This window comes from Psychrobacillus lasiicapitis (assembly GCF_006861795.1).
Classification (GTDB): domain Bacteria; phylum Bacillota; class Bacilli; order Bacillales_A; family Planococcaceae; genus Psychrobacillus; species Psychrobacillus lasiicapitis.
Genome location: NZ_VDGH01000003.1, coordinates 145,979 through 166,661, shown reverse-complemented (window position 1 = coordinate 166,661; position 20,683 = coordinate 145,979). Strand labels below are relative to the sequence as shown.

The window sequence follows — 20,683 nt, the reverse complement described above, 5'->3', positions numbered from 1 at the left end:
AAATTAATTCTTTATTAATCTATTAGCCTAATGGTATTCTATGCATAACATCATTTTACGTCTTTAAGGGGGAGAATAAGATGAATCCATTGTTAATCGCAAACTGGGTACTGTTTATCGCAGTTACTTTGTATGCAATTGGTTTGTTCGCATATTTGTTAAAAACAAGATATGCATATATCAAACTTGGGAAAAAAGTGGAGTTTGAAGATAATGTGAAAGAACGACTCCAGAAAATTTGGGTGTATGTATTTGGACAAAAGAAACTGTTAAAGGATAAGAAAAGTGGAGCGATCCATGTCATGTTCTTTTATGGGTTTTTACTTGTTCAATTTGGCGCAATTGATTTTATTTGGAAAGGATTAGCGCCGGGGTCACATTTGCCATTAGGACCGTTGTATCCTGCGTTTACATTTTTCCAAGAAATCGTGACATTTGTTATTTTAATAGCAGTCGTTTGGGCATTCTATCGACGCTATATTGAAAAGTTAGTTCGTTTAAAACGCGGATGGAAAAGTGGACTAGTTCTTATTTTCATCGGTGGGTTAATGGTTTCTGTATTAGTTGGTAATGGTATGGGGATGATCTGGCATGGACACGAAGCGACTTGGTCAGAGCCGATCGCATCAACTGTAGCGACAATTTTTGGAATATTGCCAACTGCGGCTGCTACAACTATTTTCTATGCAATGTGGTGGATTCACCTATTATTCTTACTAACATTCTTAGTATACGTACCACAATCGAAGCATTTCCATTTAATCACTGGTCCTGCAAACGTTTACTTCCATCGTTTAGATAATGTGGGGAAATTACGTCCGATCAATTTCGAAGAGGAAGAGGATGAAGAGGCGGACGAAGAAGAAATGCCATCGTTTGGTGTTGGAAATATCCATGAGTTTACCCAAGCACAAATGATCGACTTCTACGCATGTGTAGAATGTGGTCGTTGTACAAATATGTGTCCTGCGACGGGAACAGGTAAAATGCTGTCTCCAATGGACTTGATCACAAAGCTCCGTGATCACTTAACATTTACTGGGGCTGTAGAAACAAAAGCAAAACCTTGGGTACCTGCACTTGCTTTCCAAGGAACAAGAGGTAACCAACTTGCAATGGCTGCGGGAGCAGAAGGTGCAATCATCGAAGATATTTATAGTCCTTCTTTAATTGGCGATGTTATTACCGAAGAAGAAATTTGGGCATGTACGACTTGCCGTAACTGTGAAGACCAATGTCCAGTTATGAATGAGCATGTTGATAAAATTATCGACCTTCGCCGTTATTTAGTCATGACAGAAGGAAAAATGGATCCAGATGCACAACGCGCTATGACGAATATTGAGCGTCAAGGAAATCCGTGGGGCTTAAACCGTAAAGAAAAAGAAAATTGGAGAGATGCTCGTCCAGAAATTCATATTCCAACGGTGAAAGAAGTATCTAAAGCTGGCGAAGAATTTGAATACTTATTTTGGGTAGGTTCTATGGGATCCTTCGATAATCGCTCGCAAAAAATTGCCTTAGCATTTGCTCACTTGATGAACGAAGCGGGAGTGAAATTTGCGATTCTCGGCAATAAAGAAAAGAACTCTGGAGACACACCACGTCGTCTAGGAAACGAATTTTTATTCCAAGAGCTAGCAACATCCAATATTTCTGAATTTGAAAAAGCTGGTGTCACAAAAATTGTCACTATTGATCCGCATGCATATAATATCTTTAAAAATGAATACAGCGATTTCGGTTGGAACGGGGAAGTGCTTCACCATACAGAAATGCTGTACGACTTAGTAAAAGCGGGTCGCTTAAAGCCGCAATACGCAGTGGAAGAAACGATTACATTCCATGACTCTTGTTATTTAGGACGATACAACGATGTATATGACGCACCACGAGAAGTGTTAAAGGCAATTCCTGGAGTGAAACTAGTGGAAATGGATCGTAACCGTGAAACAGGCATGTGCTGTGGAGCAGGTGGCGGACTAATGTGGATGGAAGAACATGTAGGAAATCGCATTAACGTTGCTCGAACTGAACAAGCGCTTGAAGTGAATCCAACGATTATTTCATCTGGTTGCCCTTACTGCTTAACGATGTTATCTGATGGTACGAAAGCGAAAGAAGTAGAAGAAAACGTAGGCACATATGATATTGCTGAATTACTGGAGAAATCTATTTTCGGAGAATTCACTCCATCATCCGAAGAGGAAGAGAAAGAAGAAGCAATTGTTTGATAAATATATTGCAAATAGTTTAACAGTTTCGTAAACTAGAAGTAACAGTAGAGGGAGTAGTTGATACTCCCTTTTTCTAACAAGTCAAATTGAGCGAGCGTTCAGTCAACTAAATTTTTTATTTTATTAGTAGTGAAAGCGCATACAAAAGGGGTGGCTATGTTGACAAAAACAGTAATTTTGGATGGGGCACGTACAGCATTTGGTAAGTTCGGGGGAGCACTTAGTAGTTTAACAGCTTCAGATCTTGGAGGAATTGCGATAAAAGAAGCATTGGCTCGCGCAGGGGTAGACGGAGTAGATGTGGATGAAGTAATTATGGGATCTGTATTGCAAGCTGGGCAAGGGCAAATTCCTTCTAGACAAGCGGCGACAAAAGCGGGAATTCCATGGTCAGTGAAAACGGAAACAATCAATAAAGTATGTGCTTCCGGTATGAGAAGTGTGACGCTAGCTGATCAATTGATTCGACTGGGTGACGAGGAAATAATCGTCGCAGGTGGAATGGAATCGATGTCAAATGCTCCTTACTATTTGCCAAAAGGACGTTTTGGTCTTCGTATGGGAGATGGTCAGATGGTAGATGGCATGATTTATGATGGACTTTCTTGTTCATTCCATCCCAAAAATGTGCATATGGGAACATACGGAAACTCTACTGCCGAGATGTTTGAATTATCACGGGAGAAACAGGATGAATGGTCCTATAGAAGTCATAACCTTGCACTAAAAGCGATGGACAATGGAATTTTAGGAGAGGAAATCGTTGCAGTAGAAATACCTCAGCGAAAAGGTGATCCAGTTGTTGTAAAAGAAGACGAAGCGCCAAGACGCGATACATCCATCGATTCGCTTGCTAAATTGAAACCAGCGTTTGGGAAAGATGGAACAATCACAGCAGGAAACGCACCAGGGGTTAATGACGGAGCTTGTGCAATCGTTTTGACCAATGAAGAAAAAGCAAAAGAGCTTGGTAAAGAGCCACTTGCATACGTTATTGGACACGCGGAAATCTCGATTGAGCCAGAAAACTTTCCGCAAACACCAGGAATCGTCATCAATAAATTGCTCGACAAAACTGGAAAGAGACTAGAAGATATTGATCTATTTGAAATAAATGAAGCATTTGCAGCAGTAGCCCTAGTTAGTAGCCAAATTGCAGGCTTAGATGAGGAAAAAGTGAATGTAAATGGTGGAGCGGTAGCACTTGGTCACCCTATTGGAGCCTCTGGTGCAAGAATCATCTTAACACTTGCGTATGAATTAAAACGTCGTGGCGGTGGAATTGGTGTCGCGGCAATTTGTTCAGGCGGCGGGCAAGGCGATGCAATAATGATCGAAGTTCCAAAAACAGGGAGAAATAACGCATGACAATTCAAAAAATAATGGTAATTGGTGCAGGGCAAATGGGATCAGGAATTGCACAAGTTTGTGCACAGGCTGGTTTTGAAGTGAAGCTGAATGATCGGGAAGAACAATACTACGAGCGTGGACTTCAAACAATTACAAAAAACCTTTCCCGTAATGTGGAAAAAGGTCGCATGTCAGAAGAGGAAAAACAAGCAGTACTAAATAATATTACTAAATCGCTGTCAATCGAAGATGCAAGTGACGTAGATATTGTGGTCGAGGCGGCAGTTGAAAATATGGAAATCAAGCAATCTATCTTCAAACAGCTAGATGAAATCACACCAAAGCACACAATTTTAGCAACAAACACTTCATCGCTACCAATTACGGAAATAGCTGCTGTAACGAATCGCCCGGAGCAGGTGATTGGAATGCATTTTATGAACCCGGTTCCTGTAATGAAGCTAGTGGAAATTATTCGTGGTCTGGCAACTTCAGATGAAGTCTATACAGCAATCGAAGATATGACAAAGAAGCTAGGCAAAGTACCAGTCGAAGTAAATGATTTTCCAGGCTTCGTCTCTAATCGAATTTTAATGCCGATGATCAACGAAGCAATTTACACGCTTTATGAAGGGGTTGCTTCCAAGGAAGCGATAGACGATGTGATGAAACTCGGGATGAATCATCCAATGGGTCCACTTCAACTAGCAGACTTTATCGGCTTGGATACTTGCTTATACATTATGGAAATCTTACACGAAGGGTTCGGAGACAGTAAATATCGTCCATGTCCACTTCTTAGAAAATACGTAAAAGCTGGTTGGCTAGGGAAGAAGTCTGGTAGAGGTTTTTACATTTACGAATAAAAGTGAAACTTCATTCAGTGGGTATGTTTATCACCCGCTGAATGTTAGTTGAGGCTCATAGGAAGAGAGCCACAAAGGCGTTGCCGCACGATGCGGCGTACTTAGTCTTTGTTCATAAAATGGAGGTTTTTATGGGCAGTTAATCTCCCACGGTTAGCTCCTCAAATTGACAAAATACTTGAAGTGTGAATTTACTGCCCGTTAATACGGGAAAAAGGGGAAAATAAGATGGAGCTAAAGTTTACTGAAGAACAACTTATGATGCGCAACATGGTCAGAGATTTTGCTAAAACGGAAATTGAACCTTTTATCGACCGCATGGAGCAGGGGGAATTTCCTCGTGAAATCATCCGGAAAATGGGAGAGCTTGGGTTAATGGGTATTACGGTACCAGAGGAATACGGCGGCTCAGGGATGGATTTTACAAGCTATGTCCTTGCTATTAATGAACTTTCAAAAGTAAGCGCAGTAGTTGGGGTAATTCTTTCTGTGCACACTTCTGTTGGAACAAATCCAATCCTCTATTTTGGCAATGAAGAACAAAAAAATAAATACATTCCAAAGCTTGCAACTGGTGAATACTTAGGAGCATTTTGCCTAACAGAACCATCTGCTGGATCTGATGCGGGTGCATTGAAAACAAAAGCTGTAAAGAAAGACGACCACTATGTACTGAATGGTTCTAAAGTCTTTATAACAAATGGTGGAGAAGCAGATGTAAACATCGTTTTTGCTTCGACAGATTCTTCCCAAGGCTCAAAAGGGATTACAGCATTTATCGTAGAAAAAGATACGCCAGGTTTCATTGTCGGAAAAGACGAAGAAAAAATGGGCTTGCACGGCTCTAGAACAGTTCAGCTTACGTTTGAAGATATGAAAATTCCTGTAGCAAATAGACTTGGTGAAGAAGGCGATGGATTTAAAATCGCCATGGCGAACTTAAACACAGGACGCATCGGAATCGCAACGCAAGCGCTAGGCATCGCAGAAGCGGCCTTCGAAGCGGCAATTGCGTATTCGAAAGAGCGCATTCAATTCGGCAAGCCAATTGCTGCGAACCAAGGAGTAGGCTTCAAACTAGCAGATATGGGGACTGCGGTAGAAGCAGCAAAACTTCTTGTTTACCGAGCAGCAAGTCTTCGCGATCAAGGACTGCCATGCGGTAAAGAAGCATCAATGGCAAAACTTTTTGCTTCGAAAACAGCGGTAGAAGTAGCAATCGAAGCAGTGCAGGTGTTTGGCGGTTACGGCTACACCGAAGATTATCCAGTAGAACGCTATTTCCGTGACGCAAAAGTAACGGAAATATACGAAGGCACAAGCGAAATTCAACGAATTGTTATTAGTAAGCACATAACTAATTAATATACTTTCCAATAAATGGTCAAACGCGACAAACTCACAATTGAACGCGAGAATACAAAAAAGGGGCGGGATACACAATGAACTTTCAACTTTCAGAAGAACATGAAATGATTCGTAAAATGGTACGTGATTTTGCAGAAAACGAAGTAGCACCAACAGCGGCAGAGCGTGACGAAGAAGAACGTTTTGACCGTGAAATCTTCGACAAAATGGCAGAGCTTGGCTTAACGGGTATCCCTTGGCCAGAAGAATACGGCGGAATAGGTTCTGACTATCTTGCTTATTGTATCGCTGTCGAAGAGCTATCTCGTGTTTGTGCTTCCACTGGTGTCACGCTTTCTGCCCATACCTCACTTGCAGGATGGCCGATCTTCAAATATGGCAATGAAGAGCAAAAGCAAAAGTATCTTCGTCCAATGGCAGAAGGTACTAAAATCGGTGGTTATGGTTTAACAGAGGCTGGCTCTGGTTCAGATGCTGGAGGCATGAAAACGACTGCTAAACTAGATGGCGACCACTATGTTCTAAACGGCTCTAAAATCTTTATTACCAATGGTGGAATTGCAGACATTTATGTTGTATTTGCGGTAACTGATCCAGAATCGAAGCATAAAGGAACGAGCGCATTTATCGTAGAAGCAGATTTCCTAGGATTCTCGGTAGGGAAAAAAGAAAAGAAACTAGGCATTCGTTCTTCACCTACAACGGAAATTATTTTCGATAATTGCCGCATACCAAAAGAAAACCTTCTTGGGGAAGAGGGAGAAGGCTTTATCATCGCGATGAAAACTTTAGATGGTGGACGAAACGGGATTGCTGCTCAAGCAGTTGGAATCGCACAAGGCGCATTAGATGCAGCAGTCGGATATGCAAAAGAGCGCGTGCAATTTGGTAAGCCAATCGTTGCAAACCAAGGGGTATCCTTTAAACTAGCGGATATGGCGACAGCAACAGAAGCATCAAGACTTCTTACGTATCAAGCGGCATGGCTGGAATCGAATGGGCTTCCTTATGGAAAAGAATCCGCGATGGCAAAGTTAATGGCTGGAGATACAGCGATGAAAGTAACAACAGAAGCTGTGCAAGTTTTCGGTGGATACGGCTATACAAAGGATTATCCAGTCGAGCGCTATATGCGCGATGCGAAAATTACTCAAATATACGAGGGAACGCAAGAAATTCAACGACTTGTTATTTCTCGTATGTTGACGAAGTGATCGATGCCTATGGAAAAAAAGCATGAAGTACTGACATCTATAAAAGATGAAAGTCTCATCGAAAAAAGACGCCACCAAATGATCCGTGCAGGTGTAACGTTATTCAAACAAAAAGGCTTTCACCGAACGACAACAAGAGAAATTGCAAAAGAAGCCGGCTTTAGTATCGGAACACTATACGAGTACATTCGGACAAAGGAAGATTTGCTCTATTTAGTTTGCGACAGTATTTACAACGAAGTGAATAACAAACTATCGGAAATTCCGCTGCAAAAAGGCACGACGCAAGGACTTAAAACAGCGATACGTCAATATTATGGAGTCATTGATGATATGCAAGATGAATTCGTCGTGATGTATCAAGAGACAAAATCCTTACCTAAAAGTGCATTGCAATACGTACTCACCAAAGAGTTGGAAATGGTTGAAATTTTTCGTAGTATTCTGATTGGCTGTCAACAAGCAGGGGAACTTGAGCTAACAGATACACAAATCAATCTGTATGCGCATACACTTGTCGTTCAAGGGCAAATGTGGGCATTTAGAAGATGGGCGCTCGGCAAAGAATATTCGCTCGAACAATTTACTGAATTACAAATACAGTATGTACTGAAGGGGATGGGACAGTAAATGGTTACTAAACAAAGGGGGAGCAACATGTCTTCTGTAGAAGTATATCGTCCAAAAAATCATATTCGTTTTGTCACAGCATCAAGTCTTTTTGACGGGCATGACGCATCGATTAATATTATGCGCCGTATTTTACAAGGGAGCGGGGCAGAGGTCATTCACTTAGGCCATAATCGTTCCGTAGAAGAAGTCGTGAATGCTGCGATTCAAGAAGATGTTCAAGGGATTGCGATATCTTCCTACCAAGGAGGACATGTAGAGTATTTTAAATATATGAAGGATTTACTCGTAGAACGTGGTGCACCACATATTCAAATATTTGGTGGAGGCGGCGGAGTAATCATCCCAAAAGAAATAAAAGAGTTGCAAGAATACGGCATATCCGGTATTTTCTCACCAGAAGATGGTCGGAAATTAGGTCTCCAAGGGATGATCAATAAAATACTGGAAGCATGTGATGTACCTACTAAATCGACAGGTGCCACCCTGGAAGTGGAAGCTGTTTCGACGGAAAAACCGGAATTGCTTGCCCACTTAATCACTGTTGCTGAAGAAGCGCACCAAACAGGAGATGCCGAAGCAAAAGCGATGATTGAGCGTGCGAAAAATATTACAAAAGGTACACCAGTGCTCGGTATTACTGGGACGGGGGGAGCAGGGAAAAGTTCACTAACTGACGAATTAATTCGCCGTTTCCTTCATGATTTGCCAAACAAAAAAATTGCGGTCCTTTCTATTGATCCAACAAAGCAAAAAACAGGTGGCGCGTTACTTGGAGACCGTATTCGCATGAATGCTATTTTCAATAAACGAGTATTTATGCGAAGTTTAGCAACACGCGGATCTCGTACAGAATTATCCGGTGCAATCTCGGATGTGCTAGATGTCGTAAAAGCAGCGGGATTCGATTTAATCATTGTGGAAACGAGTGGTATTGGACAAGGGGACGCTGAAATTGCCAATGTATCGGATGTTTCGATGTATGTAATGACAAGCGAGTTCGGTGCACCGTCTCAACTTGAAAAAATCGACATGATTGACTACGCAGACTTAATCGTCATCAATAAATTCGAACGAAAAGGCTCCGAAGATGCGCTTCGCCAAGTGCAAAAGCAATATCAACGAAGCCGTGAATTATGGCATGATGATTTAGATACAATGCCAGTTTACGGTACGATAGCGAGCCAATTTAATGATAAAGGAACAAATTCTTTATTTGCAGCATTAATTGGGGTATTAAATGATAAAGCGGGTACAGACTGGGAGACATCCTATGAGCAGTTTGTGAAAACACAAAAACAAAACGTCATCATTCCAAACGAGCGCCGTTACTATCTTCGTGAAATTACCGATGCAGTTCGTGGTTATCACAAAAAGTCGGAAGAGCAAGTAGCTTTTGCACGAAGACTATTTCAATTAGAAGGTGCCCTTGAAGCGGTAAAAGAAAAAGCAGCAGATGACGCGCTAGTAAGTTCCCTAGAATCACTTGCTTCCGGTGTACGTGACGAATTAACGGCAGAATCCAAACGTATACTAGAAAACTGGGCCGCTTTAAAAGCGGCGTATGCTGGAGATGAATTCGTCACAAAAGTTCGCGATAAAGAAATTCGTACTATCCTTCGGACTGAAAGCTTATCGGGACTTAAAATACCAAAAGTAGTCCTTCCGAAATTCGCTGATTACGGAGAGATTTTAAGATGGGTGTATAAGGAAAATGTACCAGGATCGTTCCCATATACTGCTGGAGTTTTCCCTTTCAAACGAGAAGGAGAAGACCCGAAACGTCAATTTGCGGGAGAAGGTACACCAGTACGTACGAATCGTCGTTTCCACTATTTATCAAAAGATGATGATGCTAAACGATTGTCTACTGCATTTGACTCTGTAACTTTGTATGGAGAAGATCCGGATCACCGTCCAGATATCTTCGGAAAAGTGGGAGAATCAGGCGTAAGTGTTTGTACGCTAGATGATATGAAAAAGCTATATGATGGCTTTGATTTATGTGCACCATCGACATCTGTATCGATGACGATAAATGGCCCTGCTCCAATTATTTTAGCGATGTTCATGAATACGGCAATCGATCAGCAAGTGAAGAATCGAGAAGCAGAACTAGGACGCACTTTGACTTTAGAAGAATTCACAGAAGTAAAAACAAACACATTGCAAGTCGTTCGTGGAACGGTGCAAGCAGATATTTTAAAAGAAGACCAAGGACAAAATACCTGCATTTTCTCCACAGAATTTGCCCTTCGTATGATGGGGGATATTCAACAATATTTTATTGACCAAAAGGTTCGTAATTATTATTCGGTATCGATTTCTGGATATCATATCGCAGAAGCTGGTGCCAACCCAATTTCGCAGCTGGCATTCACGCTTTCCAATGGTTTCACGTACGTGGAGTACTATTTAAGTCGCGGGATGCATATAGATGATTTTGCGCCAAACCTATCGTTCTTTTTCTCAAATGGCCTAGATCCTGAATATACGGTAATTGGCCGGGTCGCTCGTCGAATTTGGGCAGTCGTAATGCGTGACAAATATGGTGCGAATGAACGAAGTCAAAAACTTAAATATCATGTGCAAACATCTGGTCGAAGCTTACATGCACAAGAAATCGATTTTAATGATATTCGCACGACACTTCAAGCATTAATGGCATTGCAAGACAACTGTAATTCACTTCATACAAACGCGTATGATGAAGCGATTACCACACCAACAGAGGAATCGGTTCGAAGAGCAATGGCCATTCAAATGATTATTACAAAAGAACATGGTCTATCGAAAAACGAAAATCCACTGCAAGGTGCTTTCATTATCGAAGAACTGACAGACATAGTGGAAGAAGCTGTACTTGCAGAGTTCGACCGTATTAACGATCGCGGCGGCGTACTTGGTGCAATGGAAACGCAATATCAACGAGGCAAAATCCAAGAAGAATCCATGTACTACGAGATGAAAAAACATACAGGTGAATTACCTATTATTGGGGTTAATACGTACTTAAATCCTAATCCAGCAAGTGCTGAGGACATCGATAATATGGAAATTGCCCGTGCAACAACAGAAGAAAAAGAATCACAAATCACCAATCTTCGCACATTCCAAACAAAGCATGCAGAAGAAGCAAACCTAGCGCTTAACAAGCTAAAGCAAGTAGCAGTATCTGGTGGTAACATTTTCGAAGAGCTGATGTACACAGTCCAAAAAGCAAGCTTAGGACAAATCACCAACGCACTATACGAAGTAGGCGGACAGTACCGAAGAAATATGTAAAAAGAATTAGTGTCTCGATGTATTATCGGGACACTTTTTTGTATAATGAAGTAAGTAGATTATGTAGTAGAGGAGAAGAAGCGTGAAAAAACCAATTCAAATAATGCTAATTATTATACTCCTACTACTTACTATTTTTTTGTATAATAGAAGACTGGCATCTATTCCATTACTCTTGCTCTCTTTTTATTTGTTTTTAATGGCAGGTGAAAAGTTTTCTCTTTTCAAAAAGAATAAATGACGGTAGCATATAACATAATGGTTTGTATATAATGGAAAGTATGCAAACGGACATAGAAAGGACGTGCACGATTTGAATTTTCGTGAAATGACAACAGCACAACTACAAGAAGAATCGCTAATAGATTTAGGATTTGCGATTTTAGAAGATAAGAAAAATGCATTAACACTAACAGATCTATTTGATGAAATACAAAAATTAAATGGATTCACGGATGAAGAAATGGCTGCTCGTAAACCACAATTCTACACAGATATGAATATCGACGGTCGCTTTTTAGCAATTGCTGAAAACCAATGGGGACTACGTGAATGGTACCCAGTAGAACAAATTGAAGAAGAAACTGCTCCTACTGTTAAAGTACGTAAAAAGAAAGCAAAAGCAGTGGATGATGAAGATTTAGAAGATTTAGATGAAGATGAAATCGTATTCGAGGAAGAATTCGATGAGTTTATTGAAGATGAAGAAGAAGACGATGAGGACGATGTAGTAGTTGACTTTGAAGAAGAGATCGATGAAGAAATCGAAGAGGATCTAATCGATGAGGACGAAGAAGACTTTGACATTATCGATGACGAAGAATTAGATGAAGAAGAAGAGGAAGACGAAGAATAATTCTTGACATCTTCTTAGAATCGCTATAAGATTCTATTGGGCTCTTTTTAAAGAGACGTTACTCATGTGCATATAGCGCTCCCCTGCCAAATTAGCAGGCGGGGCGCTTTTTTGTTATTGTAGAACTAATTAACATTCTAGGAGGAACACATTTTGACTAAATTTATTTTTGTTACTGGTGGGGTTGTATCTTCATTAGGTAAAGGAATCACTGCAGCATCACTCGGTCGTTTATTGAAAAATAGAGGATTAAATGTAACGGTTCAAAAGTTTGATCCATATATCAACTTAGATCCAGGGACAATGAGCCCATATCAGCACGGGGAAGTTTTTGTTACCGATGATGGCGCAGAAACGGACTTAGACTTAGGTCATTACGAGCGTTTTATGGATATTAATTTGAATAAATATTCCAATATTACAACAGGGAAAGTGTATTCTTCCGTATTAAGAAAAGAGCGTCGTGGAGATTATAACGGTGCAACTGTACAAGTAATCCCACATATTACAAATGAAATTAAACAACGTCTATTCTTAGCTGCAAAAGAAACACAAGCTGATATCGTTATCACAGAAATCGGTGGAACAGTTGGAGACATCGAATCTCTTCCATTCCTAGAAACAATCCGTCAAATGAAACGTGACGTAGGTAGCAATAATGTGATGTATATTCACTGTACATTAGTACCATTTATTAAAGCTGCTGGTGAGATGAAAACAAAGCCAACACAACATAGTGTAAAAGAATTACGTAGCCTTGGTATTCAACCAAACGTAATTGTTCTTCGTTCAGAAGCACCAGTTCCTCAAGATATGAAAGACAAAATCGGGCTTTTCTGTGATATTAAACCTGAAGAAGTAATTGAATGTATCGATGCGGATTCATTATATGAAATCCCATTAAATCTTCAAGCGCAGCATTTAGATCAAATCGTTGTAGATCACTTCCAACTTACTACAAAAGAAGCAGATATGACGGACTGGAAAGAATTAGTAGATCAAGTAAAATCTTTATCGAAAAAAGTACGTATTGGTCTAGTGGGTAAATACGTTGAACTTCAAGATGCTTACATTTCTGTTGTAGAAGCAATGAAACATGCAGGGTACCAATTCGATGCAGATGTAGAAGTAAAATGGGTGAACGCAGAAGAAGTAAACGATGCAAATGTAGCAGAAGCTCTTTCAGATGTAGACGGAATCCTTGTTCCAGGTGGATTCGGAGACCGCGGTGTAGAAGGGAAAATCTCTGCAACTAAATACGCTCGTGAAAACAATGTGCCTTTCCTAGGTATTTGTTTAGGAATGCAATTGGCAACAGTGGAATTTGCACGTTCTATTTTAGAATTACAAGATGCGCATTCTTCTGAATTGGATCCAACTACAACACATCCAATCATTGACCTATTGCCAGAACAAAAAGATGTTGAAGACTTAGGTGGTACACTTCGTCTTGGATTATATCCATGTAAACTAACTCCTGGCTCTAAAGCTTTCGAAGCTTACGGAGAAGGACTTGTATATGAGCGCCACCGTCACCGTTATGAATTCAACAACGAATACCGTGAACAATTCGAAGCAGCAGGCTTTGTGTTCTCTGGTACAAGCCCAGATGGTCGTCTAATTGAAATCATCGAGCTTCCAGATCACCCATTCTTCCTAGCTTCTCAGTTCCATCCGGAGTTTGTGTCTCGTCCACGACGTCCACAACCATTATTCCGTGAATTCATCAAAGCATCTGTAGGTGAATAATATAAAACAAGCAGTTCGACATCGTCGAGCTGCTTTTTTAGTGTGGATAAAGGAAAAAAAGGCAAAGGGCAACCAAATAGTGTGGGAGAGCAACCAAATAGTATGTGAAAGCAACCAAATGGAGCATGAGAGCAACCAAGTCTTCTCGTAATAAGCCGACTTGGATTGAGATAGCATAAAAGAAAAGCTGTATTGGAGATAAATGGCAAAGAGCAACCAACTCCGTGGTCAAAGCACCAAATCAGCATGAGAGCAACCAAATAGTAAGTGAAAGCAACCAAATCCCCGACGAGAGCAACCAAGCCAAAAAAGTGCCCAAAGAAATGTCTTTGGGCACTCTCCATCATTATTCACCTAATAGCATTTCATCCAGCTTCATCTTCACTGCTTCGTACACAAACATCGCCGCTAGTGCATATGGCAAAACAATGCGGGAACCATCTTCTGCAGGTAGTAGGCCTTTCGATAACTTCAATGAAATATATGTATAGGCAAGATCCGCTAGCTTATTTTCTTCGCTTGCAGGCTCTGCAGCAAGTACGCTAAATGGGATAAATTCCTCGCTTAGACGTTCGGCAAGAGAGATTACTTCCTCATTTTCAGAAGATCGGGCGATAATCCAAACGCGGTCTGCACTAGTAAGCTGAACGGTTGGTGTCCAAGCTTTCATGCTTGGGAAAGGCTCTGCAGCAAATTGTGCATTTACCGCAATACTTGTCATTTCTCCAAACGCTGCAAAATAAATATTGCCTTCTCTTGCAGCGGCTTGTGCCAATAGTCGAGCAGTTTCTTCTATGTTCTCTTCCTCCGAAGTTGCTATACGCTGAAAAAGTCCAGTGAGTTGTGTTGTTAACATTTTCATTCTTTATTCACCTCTTTGTTATTATATCGGAAAGTCAAAAAAACGTCGCCTTTATGCCTAGCAAATGAGAATTTGAAAAATAATTAGGAAAAAAGGAGGAATAGCAAGCTATGTATCGAATAGTAGTATAAAAGTGGGAAATTCAAAAAAGGGGTTTGTTCATCATGAAACACATTTTAATTGTAGACGATCAGCTCGGAATACGAATGCTCTTGAAAGAAGTTTTTTCACAAGTACAATACGAAGTAAGTTTAGCTGCAAATGGTTTTGAAGCATTAGAAATTGCAAGTGCGCAGGAAATTGACGGTGTACTATTAGATATGAAGATTCCGGGGATGGATGGAATTCAAATCTTAAAAAAACTGAAGGATAAATGGCCCAATCTACCTGTAATGATGATGACTGCTTATGGGGAATTGAACTTAATTCAAGAAGCGATGGATTTAGGAGCATCTCTCTACTTCACAAAGCCCTTTGATATATTTGAAGTACGAGATGCTGTAACTAATTTATTGAAATAAGGAGCTTTCCTAGCAGGCAGTGGAAAACATCGCCTTTTTTTGTTATGATGAAAAGGATATAGGGTAAAAACACATTATGAAATAGTGAATAGAGGAGGCCCATTTAAATGGCTTTAGTATCGATGAAAGAAATGCTGGAAAAAGGGAAAAAAGAAGGCTATGCAGTAGGACAATTCAATATAAACAATTTAGAATTTACACAAGCTATATTACAAGCTGCTGAAGAAGAAAAGTCTCCAGTTATTTTAGGCGTTTCCGAAGGTGCAGCAAAATATATGGGTGGCTTTACTACAGTAGTGCATATGGTAAAGGGATTAATGGAAGACTACCAAACAACAGTACCAGTAGCTATTCACTTAGACCATGGTTCTAGCTTTGAAAAATGTAAAGCGGCAATTGACGCAGGATTTACATCCGTTATGATAGATGCATCTCATCATCCTTTTGAAGAGAACGTAGAAATTACATCAAAAGTGGTAGACTATGCACATGCACACAACGTTTCTGTAGAAGCAGAGCTTGGTACAGTTGGAGGTCAAGAAGACGATGTAATAGCTGATGGTGTTATTTATGCAGACCCAGCAGAATGTGCAGAGCTTGTAAAACGTACTGCAATTGATTGTTTAGCTCCAGCGTTAGGTTCTGTTCACGGACCATACAAAGGAGAACCAAATTTAGGATTCAAGGAAATGGAAGAAATTTCTCAGCTTGCAGACCTTCCATTAGTATTGCACGGTGGAACAGGAATCCCAACACATGATATCACACGCGCTATTTCACTTGGAACAGCGAAGATTAATGTGAACACGGAAAACCAAATTGCTGCGACAAAAGCAATTCGTGCATACTTAGCGGAAAATGAAGCGCAATATGATCCACGTAAATACTTGACTCCAGCACGCGATGCGATTAAAACAACTGTAATCGGCAAAATGCGTGAATTTGGAAGCTCAAACAAAGCGTAAACGAGTCAACACAAACTACTATAAGGGAGAAGTGTTCATCAAAAGGACCTTCTCCTATTTGTCCATCATGAGGAGGAAATACTACTATGAAATTTTTTATCGATACAGCAAATTTTGAAGAAATAAAAGAAGCACACGCATGGGGAATTCTATCTGGTGTTACAACGAACCCATCGCTAGTTGCAAAAGAAAACATTTCTTTTCATGATCGACTTCGTGAAATTACAGCGCTTGTGGATGGCTCAGTTAGTGCTGAAGTAATTGCACTAGATGCAGAAGGAATGATTAAAGAAGGTAGAGAGCTTGCTGCAATTGCACCAAATATTACAGTGAAGCTACCGATGACACCAGAAGGATTAAAAGCTTGTGCGGTATTCACAAAAGAAAATATTAAAACAAACGTAACGCTAATTTTCAGCGCAAACCAAGCATTGCTTGCAGCTCGTGCTGGTGCCACGTATGTATCTCCATTTTTAGGCCGTTTAGATGATATTGGGCATGATGGTATGGAGTTAATCGCTAAAATTGCACAAATCTTCGAAATCCATCAAATCGATACTGAAATCATTGCGGCTTCTATTAGACATCCACAGCATATTACAGATGCTGCGTTAAATGGCGCGCATATTTCAACAACTCCATTTAAAGTTTTAAAACAATTATTTAACCATCCTTTAACAGACAAAGGGATTGAAGGGTTTCTAGCGGATTGGAACAATCGTAAAAGCGAGTAACAAGTCGAAGGAGAAACGTATGGAAGTTTATAAGATAAAAGGTGCAAAACGCCTAAAAGGTACGATCAAAGTAAATGGAGCGAAAAATAGTGCTGTCGCATTAATTCCTGCTTCGCTACTAGCAAATTCACCTGTTACAATAGAAGGCTTACCAGAAATATTAGACGTATGGACGCTAAAAGAAATTTTAGAAGAACTAGGAGCAGATGTTACATTTGAGAACGGAACGATGACGATCGATCCCACAAAAGTAGTGGATTTACCGCTTCCAAATGGCAATATTAAAAAGCTACGCGCCTCCTACTATTTAATGGGTGTCCTACTTGGGAAATTTAACAAAGCAGCAATCGGATTGCCGGGTGGATGTCATCTCGGCCCACGTCCGATTGATCAGCATATTAAAGGTTTTGAAGCTTTAGGAGCCACTGTTTCCAATGAGCATGGTGCAATTTATCTGCGTACAGATGGATTAGTAGGCTCGAAAATCTATTTAGACGTCGTAAGTGTTGGAGCGACGATTAATATTATGCTTGCCGCAGTACTTGCAAAAGGAAGAACCATCATTGAAAACGCAGCGAAAGAACCGGAAATCATTGATGTTGCAACACTCCTATCTAATATGGGAGCAAACATAAAAGGTGCCGGAACGAATGTCATTCGTATTGATGGTGTAAAAGAGCTACATGGTACAAAGCATACAATTATTCCAGATCGTATTGAAGCAGGGACGTTTATGATTATGGCAGCGGTTGCAGGAGATGGTGTCACCATCGATAATGTCATCCCATTCCATGTGGAAGCATTAACGGCGAAGCTAAGGGAAATGGGCGTAAAAGTAGAAGAATATGAAGAGAAAATATTCATTCCAAAGACAACTCGCTTACATGCAGTTGACGTGAAGACGCTTGTTTATCCAGGATTTCCAACTGATTTACAACAACCATTCTCGGTTTTAATGACGCAAGCAACTGGTACATCGGTTATTACAGATAGTATATATTCTGCCAGATTTAAACAAATTGATGAGCTTCGACGTATGAATGCAAATGGTCGTGTCGATGGTAGAACGGCAATCATTACGGGACCAGCTAAGCTAGAAGCGGCAACAGTTCGTGCCAGTGATTTGCGAGCAGGAGCAGCACTCGTTATTGCCGGTTTGCTTGCAGAAGGAGAAACTGAGATTCAAGATATTTTTCATATTGAACGCGGGTACAGTTCTATTATTGAAAGACTTCAAGGACTCGGAGCAGATATTCGTCGAGTAACTGTAAAAGAAGTAGAAGTCAACAACGAGTAGGTCTTGCTACCTTGGCATGACATAGGTGCTTCCGTTTTTCTTATAAAATATGCTACAATAAAGCAGGAAGAAACACAGACCGGATTTTATTTACCGTAAAACGGGAGGCATATAATTAGATGGAACGTAGTTTATCAATGGAATTAGTCCGAGTAACAGAAGCAGCAGCAATCGCATCAGCACGTTGGATGGGACGCGGATTAAAAAATGAAGCAGATGACGCAGCAACTACAGCAATGCGTACAGTTTTTGACACAATCCCAATGGAAGGTGTCGTTGTAATTGGGGAAGGGGAAATGGACGAAGCACCGATGTTATATATCGGAGAAAAGCTTGGACATGGAACTGGAGGACCTCAAGTGGACGTAGCTGTAGACCCTTTAGAAGGTACGAATATCGTAGCTTCTGGTGGCTGGAATGCACTAGCAGTACTTGCTATTGCTGATCGCGGAAATCTGCTTCACGCTCCAGATATGTATATGGACAAACTAGCTGTAGGTCCTGAAGCAGTAGGGCAAGTAGATATCAATGCACCAGTAATTGATAACCTAAGAGCAGTAGCACGTGCAAAAAACAAAGATATTCAAGATGTCGTGGCAACGATTTTAGGACGTCCACGTCACCAAAAAATTATCGATGAAATTAGAGCTGCTGGTGCTCGCATCAAGTTAATCAATGACGGGGATGTAGCAGGAGCTATTAATACAGCATTTGATAACACTGGTGTAGATATATTATTTGGTATGGGAGGAGCTCCAGAAGGAGTAATCTCAGCAGTTGGATTAAAATGTTTAGGCGGGGAAATTCAAGGTAAACTTGTACCACAGGATGAAGCAGAGCTAGCTCGTTGTATCAAAATGGGTCTTGATGTAGACAAAGTTCTACGTATGGAAGACTTAGTAAAAGGTGACGATGCGATTTTTGCTGCTACTGGGGTAACAGATGGAGAACTTCTTCGTGGTGTACAATTTAAAGGAGCATTTGGTTCTACACACTCAATCGTTATGCGTGCAAAATCAGGTACGATTCGTTTTGTAGAAGGACGCCATAGCTTAAACAAAAAACCGAATTTAGTTCTATAAGTGAAACTTCTCTTAAGTATACCCGGTCAATATGAACCGGGTATCCTCATAATAAAGTGAAACTTCCATTAGTGGGGGTTTTTCTTCACCCTTACCTGATGGTTAGTTGAACCAATCGGGGATTTACAGGCTATTTCCCCTCTATTTTTCTCTTTTAAAAGTTGGGGAGAGGAATTACAGCCTGTTAAACCGGGGTAAACTTCATTCCTATTAAATCCGAAAAAAGACTTCACAACAAAATATAATAAAGAGTGGTGCGTTGCCGATGACACAAACGACAATTAATGAATTAGAAAACATGACGCTTAAAGAGCTTTATGCACTTGCGCGTAAATACAAAGTGACTGCTTATAGTAAACTTACAAAAAAAGAACTTATTTTTGCTATATTAAAATCACGTGCGGAACAAGAAGGCTTCTTCTTTATGGAAGGAGTATTAGAAATTATTCAACAGGAAGGTTTCGGATTCTTACGTCCGATTAACTATTCTCCAAGTTCTGAGGATATTTATATTTCTGCTTCTCAAATTAGAAGATTTGATCTGCGTAACGGTGATAAAGTTACAGGAAAAGTGCGTCCTCCAAAGGAAAGTGAGCGCTACTATGGTCTATTGCATGTAGAACTAGTAAACGGAGAAGATCCGGAAATCGCGAAAGAACGTGTACATTTCCCTGGGCTTACACCACTATACCCGGATCGTCATATTAAATTAGAAACCGTTCCTGAAAAGCTATCCACTCGCATAATGGACTTAGTAGCACCGGTTGGATACGGTCAACGTGGATTAATCGTTGCTCCTCCAAAAGCAGGGAAAACATTATTAATAAAAGAAATCGCAAATGCTATTACGACTAATCATCCAAACGCAGAACTAATTGTTCTATTAATAGATGAACGTCCTGAGGAAGTAACCGATATCGAGCGTTCTGTAAAAGCGGATGTCGTGAGCTCTACATTTGATGAAGTACCAGAAAATCATGTAAAAGTTGCTGAATTAGTTTTAGAAAGAGCGATGCGTATGGTGGAACATAAGCGTGACGTAATCATTCTAATGGATTCAATTACACGTCTTGCTCGTGCATACAATTTAGTAATCCCGCCAAGTGGACGTACATTATCCGGTGGTATTGACCCAGCTGCTTTCCATCGTCCGAAACGATTTTTCGGAGCAGCACGTAATATCGAAGAAGGCGGTAGCTTAACGATTCTTGCTACAGCTTTAGTAGATACAGGTTCCCGCATGGATGAAGTAATTTATGAGGAATTTAAAGGAACAGGTAACTTAGAACTTCACCTAGATAGAAGCCTCGCAGAACGTAGAATTTTCCCAGCCATCGATATTCGTAGATCTGGAACTAGAAAAGAAGAGCTACTTATCCCTAAAGAGCAGCTTGATAAATTGTGGGCAATCCGCAAAACATTCTCCGACTCATCCGATTTTGCAGAGCGTTTCTTGAAAAAACTTCGCCAAACAAAAACAAACGAAGCATTTTTTGAACAACTAGCAGAAGAAATGAAAGCACATCGAAGTGGGAAAGTAACGCTTTAAACTAATACTGAGTTAGATTTATAATTAATCTTAACTCATTTAATTGATTGAAGTAGAAGGTGGCGACTCCGGCGGGAAAAGCGAGAAAGTCGAGACCCCACAGGAAGCGTAGCGACCA

The 20,683-nt window shown here is 40.5% G+C and carries 16 protein-coding genes; 15 read left to right on the top strand and 1 reads right to left on the bottom strand.

Features of this window, described 5'->3' with window-relative positions:
• Window positions 1-80: 80 nt before the first annotated feature.
• The 9 genes from FG382_RS05790 (at window position 81) to FG382_RS05750 (ending at window position 13,555) form a co-directional block, all read left to right on the top strand.
• The gene (locus FG382_RS05790) at window positions 81-2,234 is read left to right on the top strand and encodes a heterodisulfide reductase-related iron-sulfur binding cluster (RefSeq protein ID WP_142537958.1); all 2,154 of its coding nucleotides are present in this window, start codon (window positions 81-83) and stop codon (window positions 2,232-2,234) included.
• 162 nt (window positions 2,235-2,396) lie between these two features.
• On the top strand, window positions 2,397-3,605 hold the full coding sequence (locus FG382_RS05785; protein ID WP_142537957.1) for an acetyl-CoA C-acetyltransferase: 1,209 nt from the start codon (window positions 2,397-2,399) through the stop codon (window positions 3,603-3,605).
• Window positions 3,602-4,453: a 3-hydroxybutyryl-CoA dehydrogenase gene (locus FG382_RS05780; protein WP_142537956.1), complete on the top strand. Its 852-nt coding sequence runs from the start codon at window positions 3,602-3,604 to the stop codon at window positions 4,451-4,453. The genes FG382_RS05785 and FG382_RS05780 overlap by 4 nt, the downstream gene beginning before the upstream one ends.
• 228 nt (window positions 4,454-4,681) lie before the next feature.
• The gene (locus FG382_RS05775; protein WP_142537955.1) at window positions 4,682-5,818 is read left to right on the top strand and encodes an acyl-CoA dehydrogenase; all 1,137 of its coding nucleotides are present in this window, start codon (window positions 4,682-4,684) and stop codon (window positions 5,816-5,818) included.
• Window positions 5,819-5,895: 77 nt separating this feature from the next.
• Complete coding sequence (locus FG382_RS05770) at window positions 5,896-7,035, top strand: acyl-CoA dehydrogenase (protein WP_142537954.1); 1,140 nt, start codon at window positions 5,896-5,898, stop codon at window positions 7,033-7,035.
• Between the two features lie 9 nt (window positions 7,036-7,044).
• Window positions 7,045-7,665 (top strand): TetR/AcrR family transcriptional regulator, encoded by a 621-nt coding sequence (locus tag FG382_RS05765; protein WP_142537953.1) that lies wholly within the window; start codon window positions 7,045-7,047, stop codon window positions 7,663-7,665.
• Between the two features lie 27 nt (window positions 7,666-7,692).
• A complete protein-coding gene (icmF, locus tag FG382_RS05760) occupies window positions 7,693-10,950 on the top strand; it encodes a fused isobutyryl-CoA mutase/GTPase IcmF (RefSeq protein WP_142537952.1) in 3,258 nt (1,085 codons plus the stop codon).
• Between the two features lie 313 nt (window positions 10,951-11,263).
• Window positions 11,264-11,806 (top strand): DNA-directed RNA polymerase subunit delta, encoded by a 543-nt coding sequence (gene rpoE, locus FG382_RS05755; RefSeq protein WP_188713287.1) that lies wholly within the window; start codon window positions 11,264-11,266, stop codon window positions 11,804-11,806.
• Window positions 11,807-11,959: 153 nt separating this feature from the next.
• Entirely contained in the window at window positions 11,960-13,555 is a 1,596-nt protein-coding gene (locus FG382_RS05750) for a CTP synthase (RefSeq protein ID WP_142537950.1), read from the top strand.
• A 346-nt stretch (window positions 13,556-13,901) separates the two neighbouring features.
• Here FG382_RS05750 and FG382_RS05745 read toward each other — a convergent pair whose 3' ends face one another.
• Complete coding sequence (locus FG382_RS05745) at window positions 13,902-14,417, bottom strand: DUF2529 family protein (protein ID WP_142537949.1); 516 nt, start codon at window positions 14,415-14,417, stop codon at window positions 13,902-13,904.
• A 164-nt stretch (window positions 14,418-14,581) separates the two neighbouring features.
• Here FG382_RS05745 and FG382_RS05740 point away from each other — a divergent pair, with 164 nt between their 5' ends.
• From FG382_RS05740 to rho, 6 genes are all read left to right on the top strand, one after another.
• The gene (locus tag FG382_RS05740; RefSeq protein ID WP_142537948.1) at window positions 14,582-14,938 is read left to right on the top strand and encodes a response regulator; all 357 of its coding nucleotides are present in this window, start codon (window positions 14,582-14,584) and stop codon (window positions 14,936-14,938) included.
• Between the two features lie 107 nt (window positions 14,939-15,045).
• Window positions 15,046-15,903: a class II fructose-bisphosphate aldolase gene (locus tag FG382_RS05735; RefSeq protein ID WP_142537947.1), complete on the top strand. Its 858-nt coding sequence runs from the start codon at window positions 15,046-15,048 to the stop codon at window positions 15,901-15,903.
• Between the two features lie 86 nt (window positions 15,904-15,989).
• Complete coding sequence (gene fsa / locus FG382_RS05730) at window positions 15,990-16,637, top strand: fructose-6-phosphate aldolase (protein ID WP_142537946.1); 648 nt, start codon at window positions 15,990-15,992, stop codon at window positions 16,635-16,637.
• Between the two features lie 19 nt (window positions 16,638-16,656).
• Complete coding sequence (locus FG382_RS05725) at window positions 16,657-17,934, top strand: UDP-N-acetylglucosamine 1-carboxyvinyltransferase (protein ID WP_142537945.1); 1,278 nt, start codon at window positions 16,657-16,659, stop codon at window positions 17,932-17,934.
• Window positions 17,935-18,053: 119 nt separating this feature from the next.
• Window positions 18,054-19,016 (top strand): class II fructose-bisphosphatase, encoded by a 963-nt coding sequence (glpX, locus tag FG382_RS05720; RefSeq protein WP_142537944.1) that lies wholly within the window; start codon window positions 18,054-18,056, stop codon window positions 19,014-19,016.
• 265 nt (window positions 19,017-19,281) lie between these two features.
• Complete coding sequence (rho, locus tag FG382_RS05715) at window positions 19,282-20,565, top strand: transcription termination factor Rho (protein WP_142537943.1); 1,284 nt, start codon at window positions 19,282-19,284, stop codon at window positions 20,563-20,565.
• The last annotated feature ends 118 nt before the right edge of the window (window positions 20,566-20,683 follow it).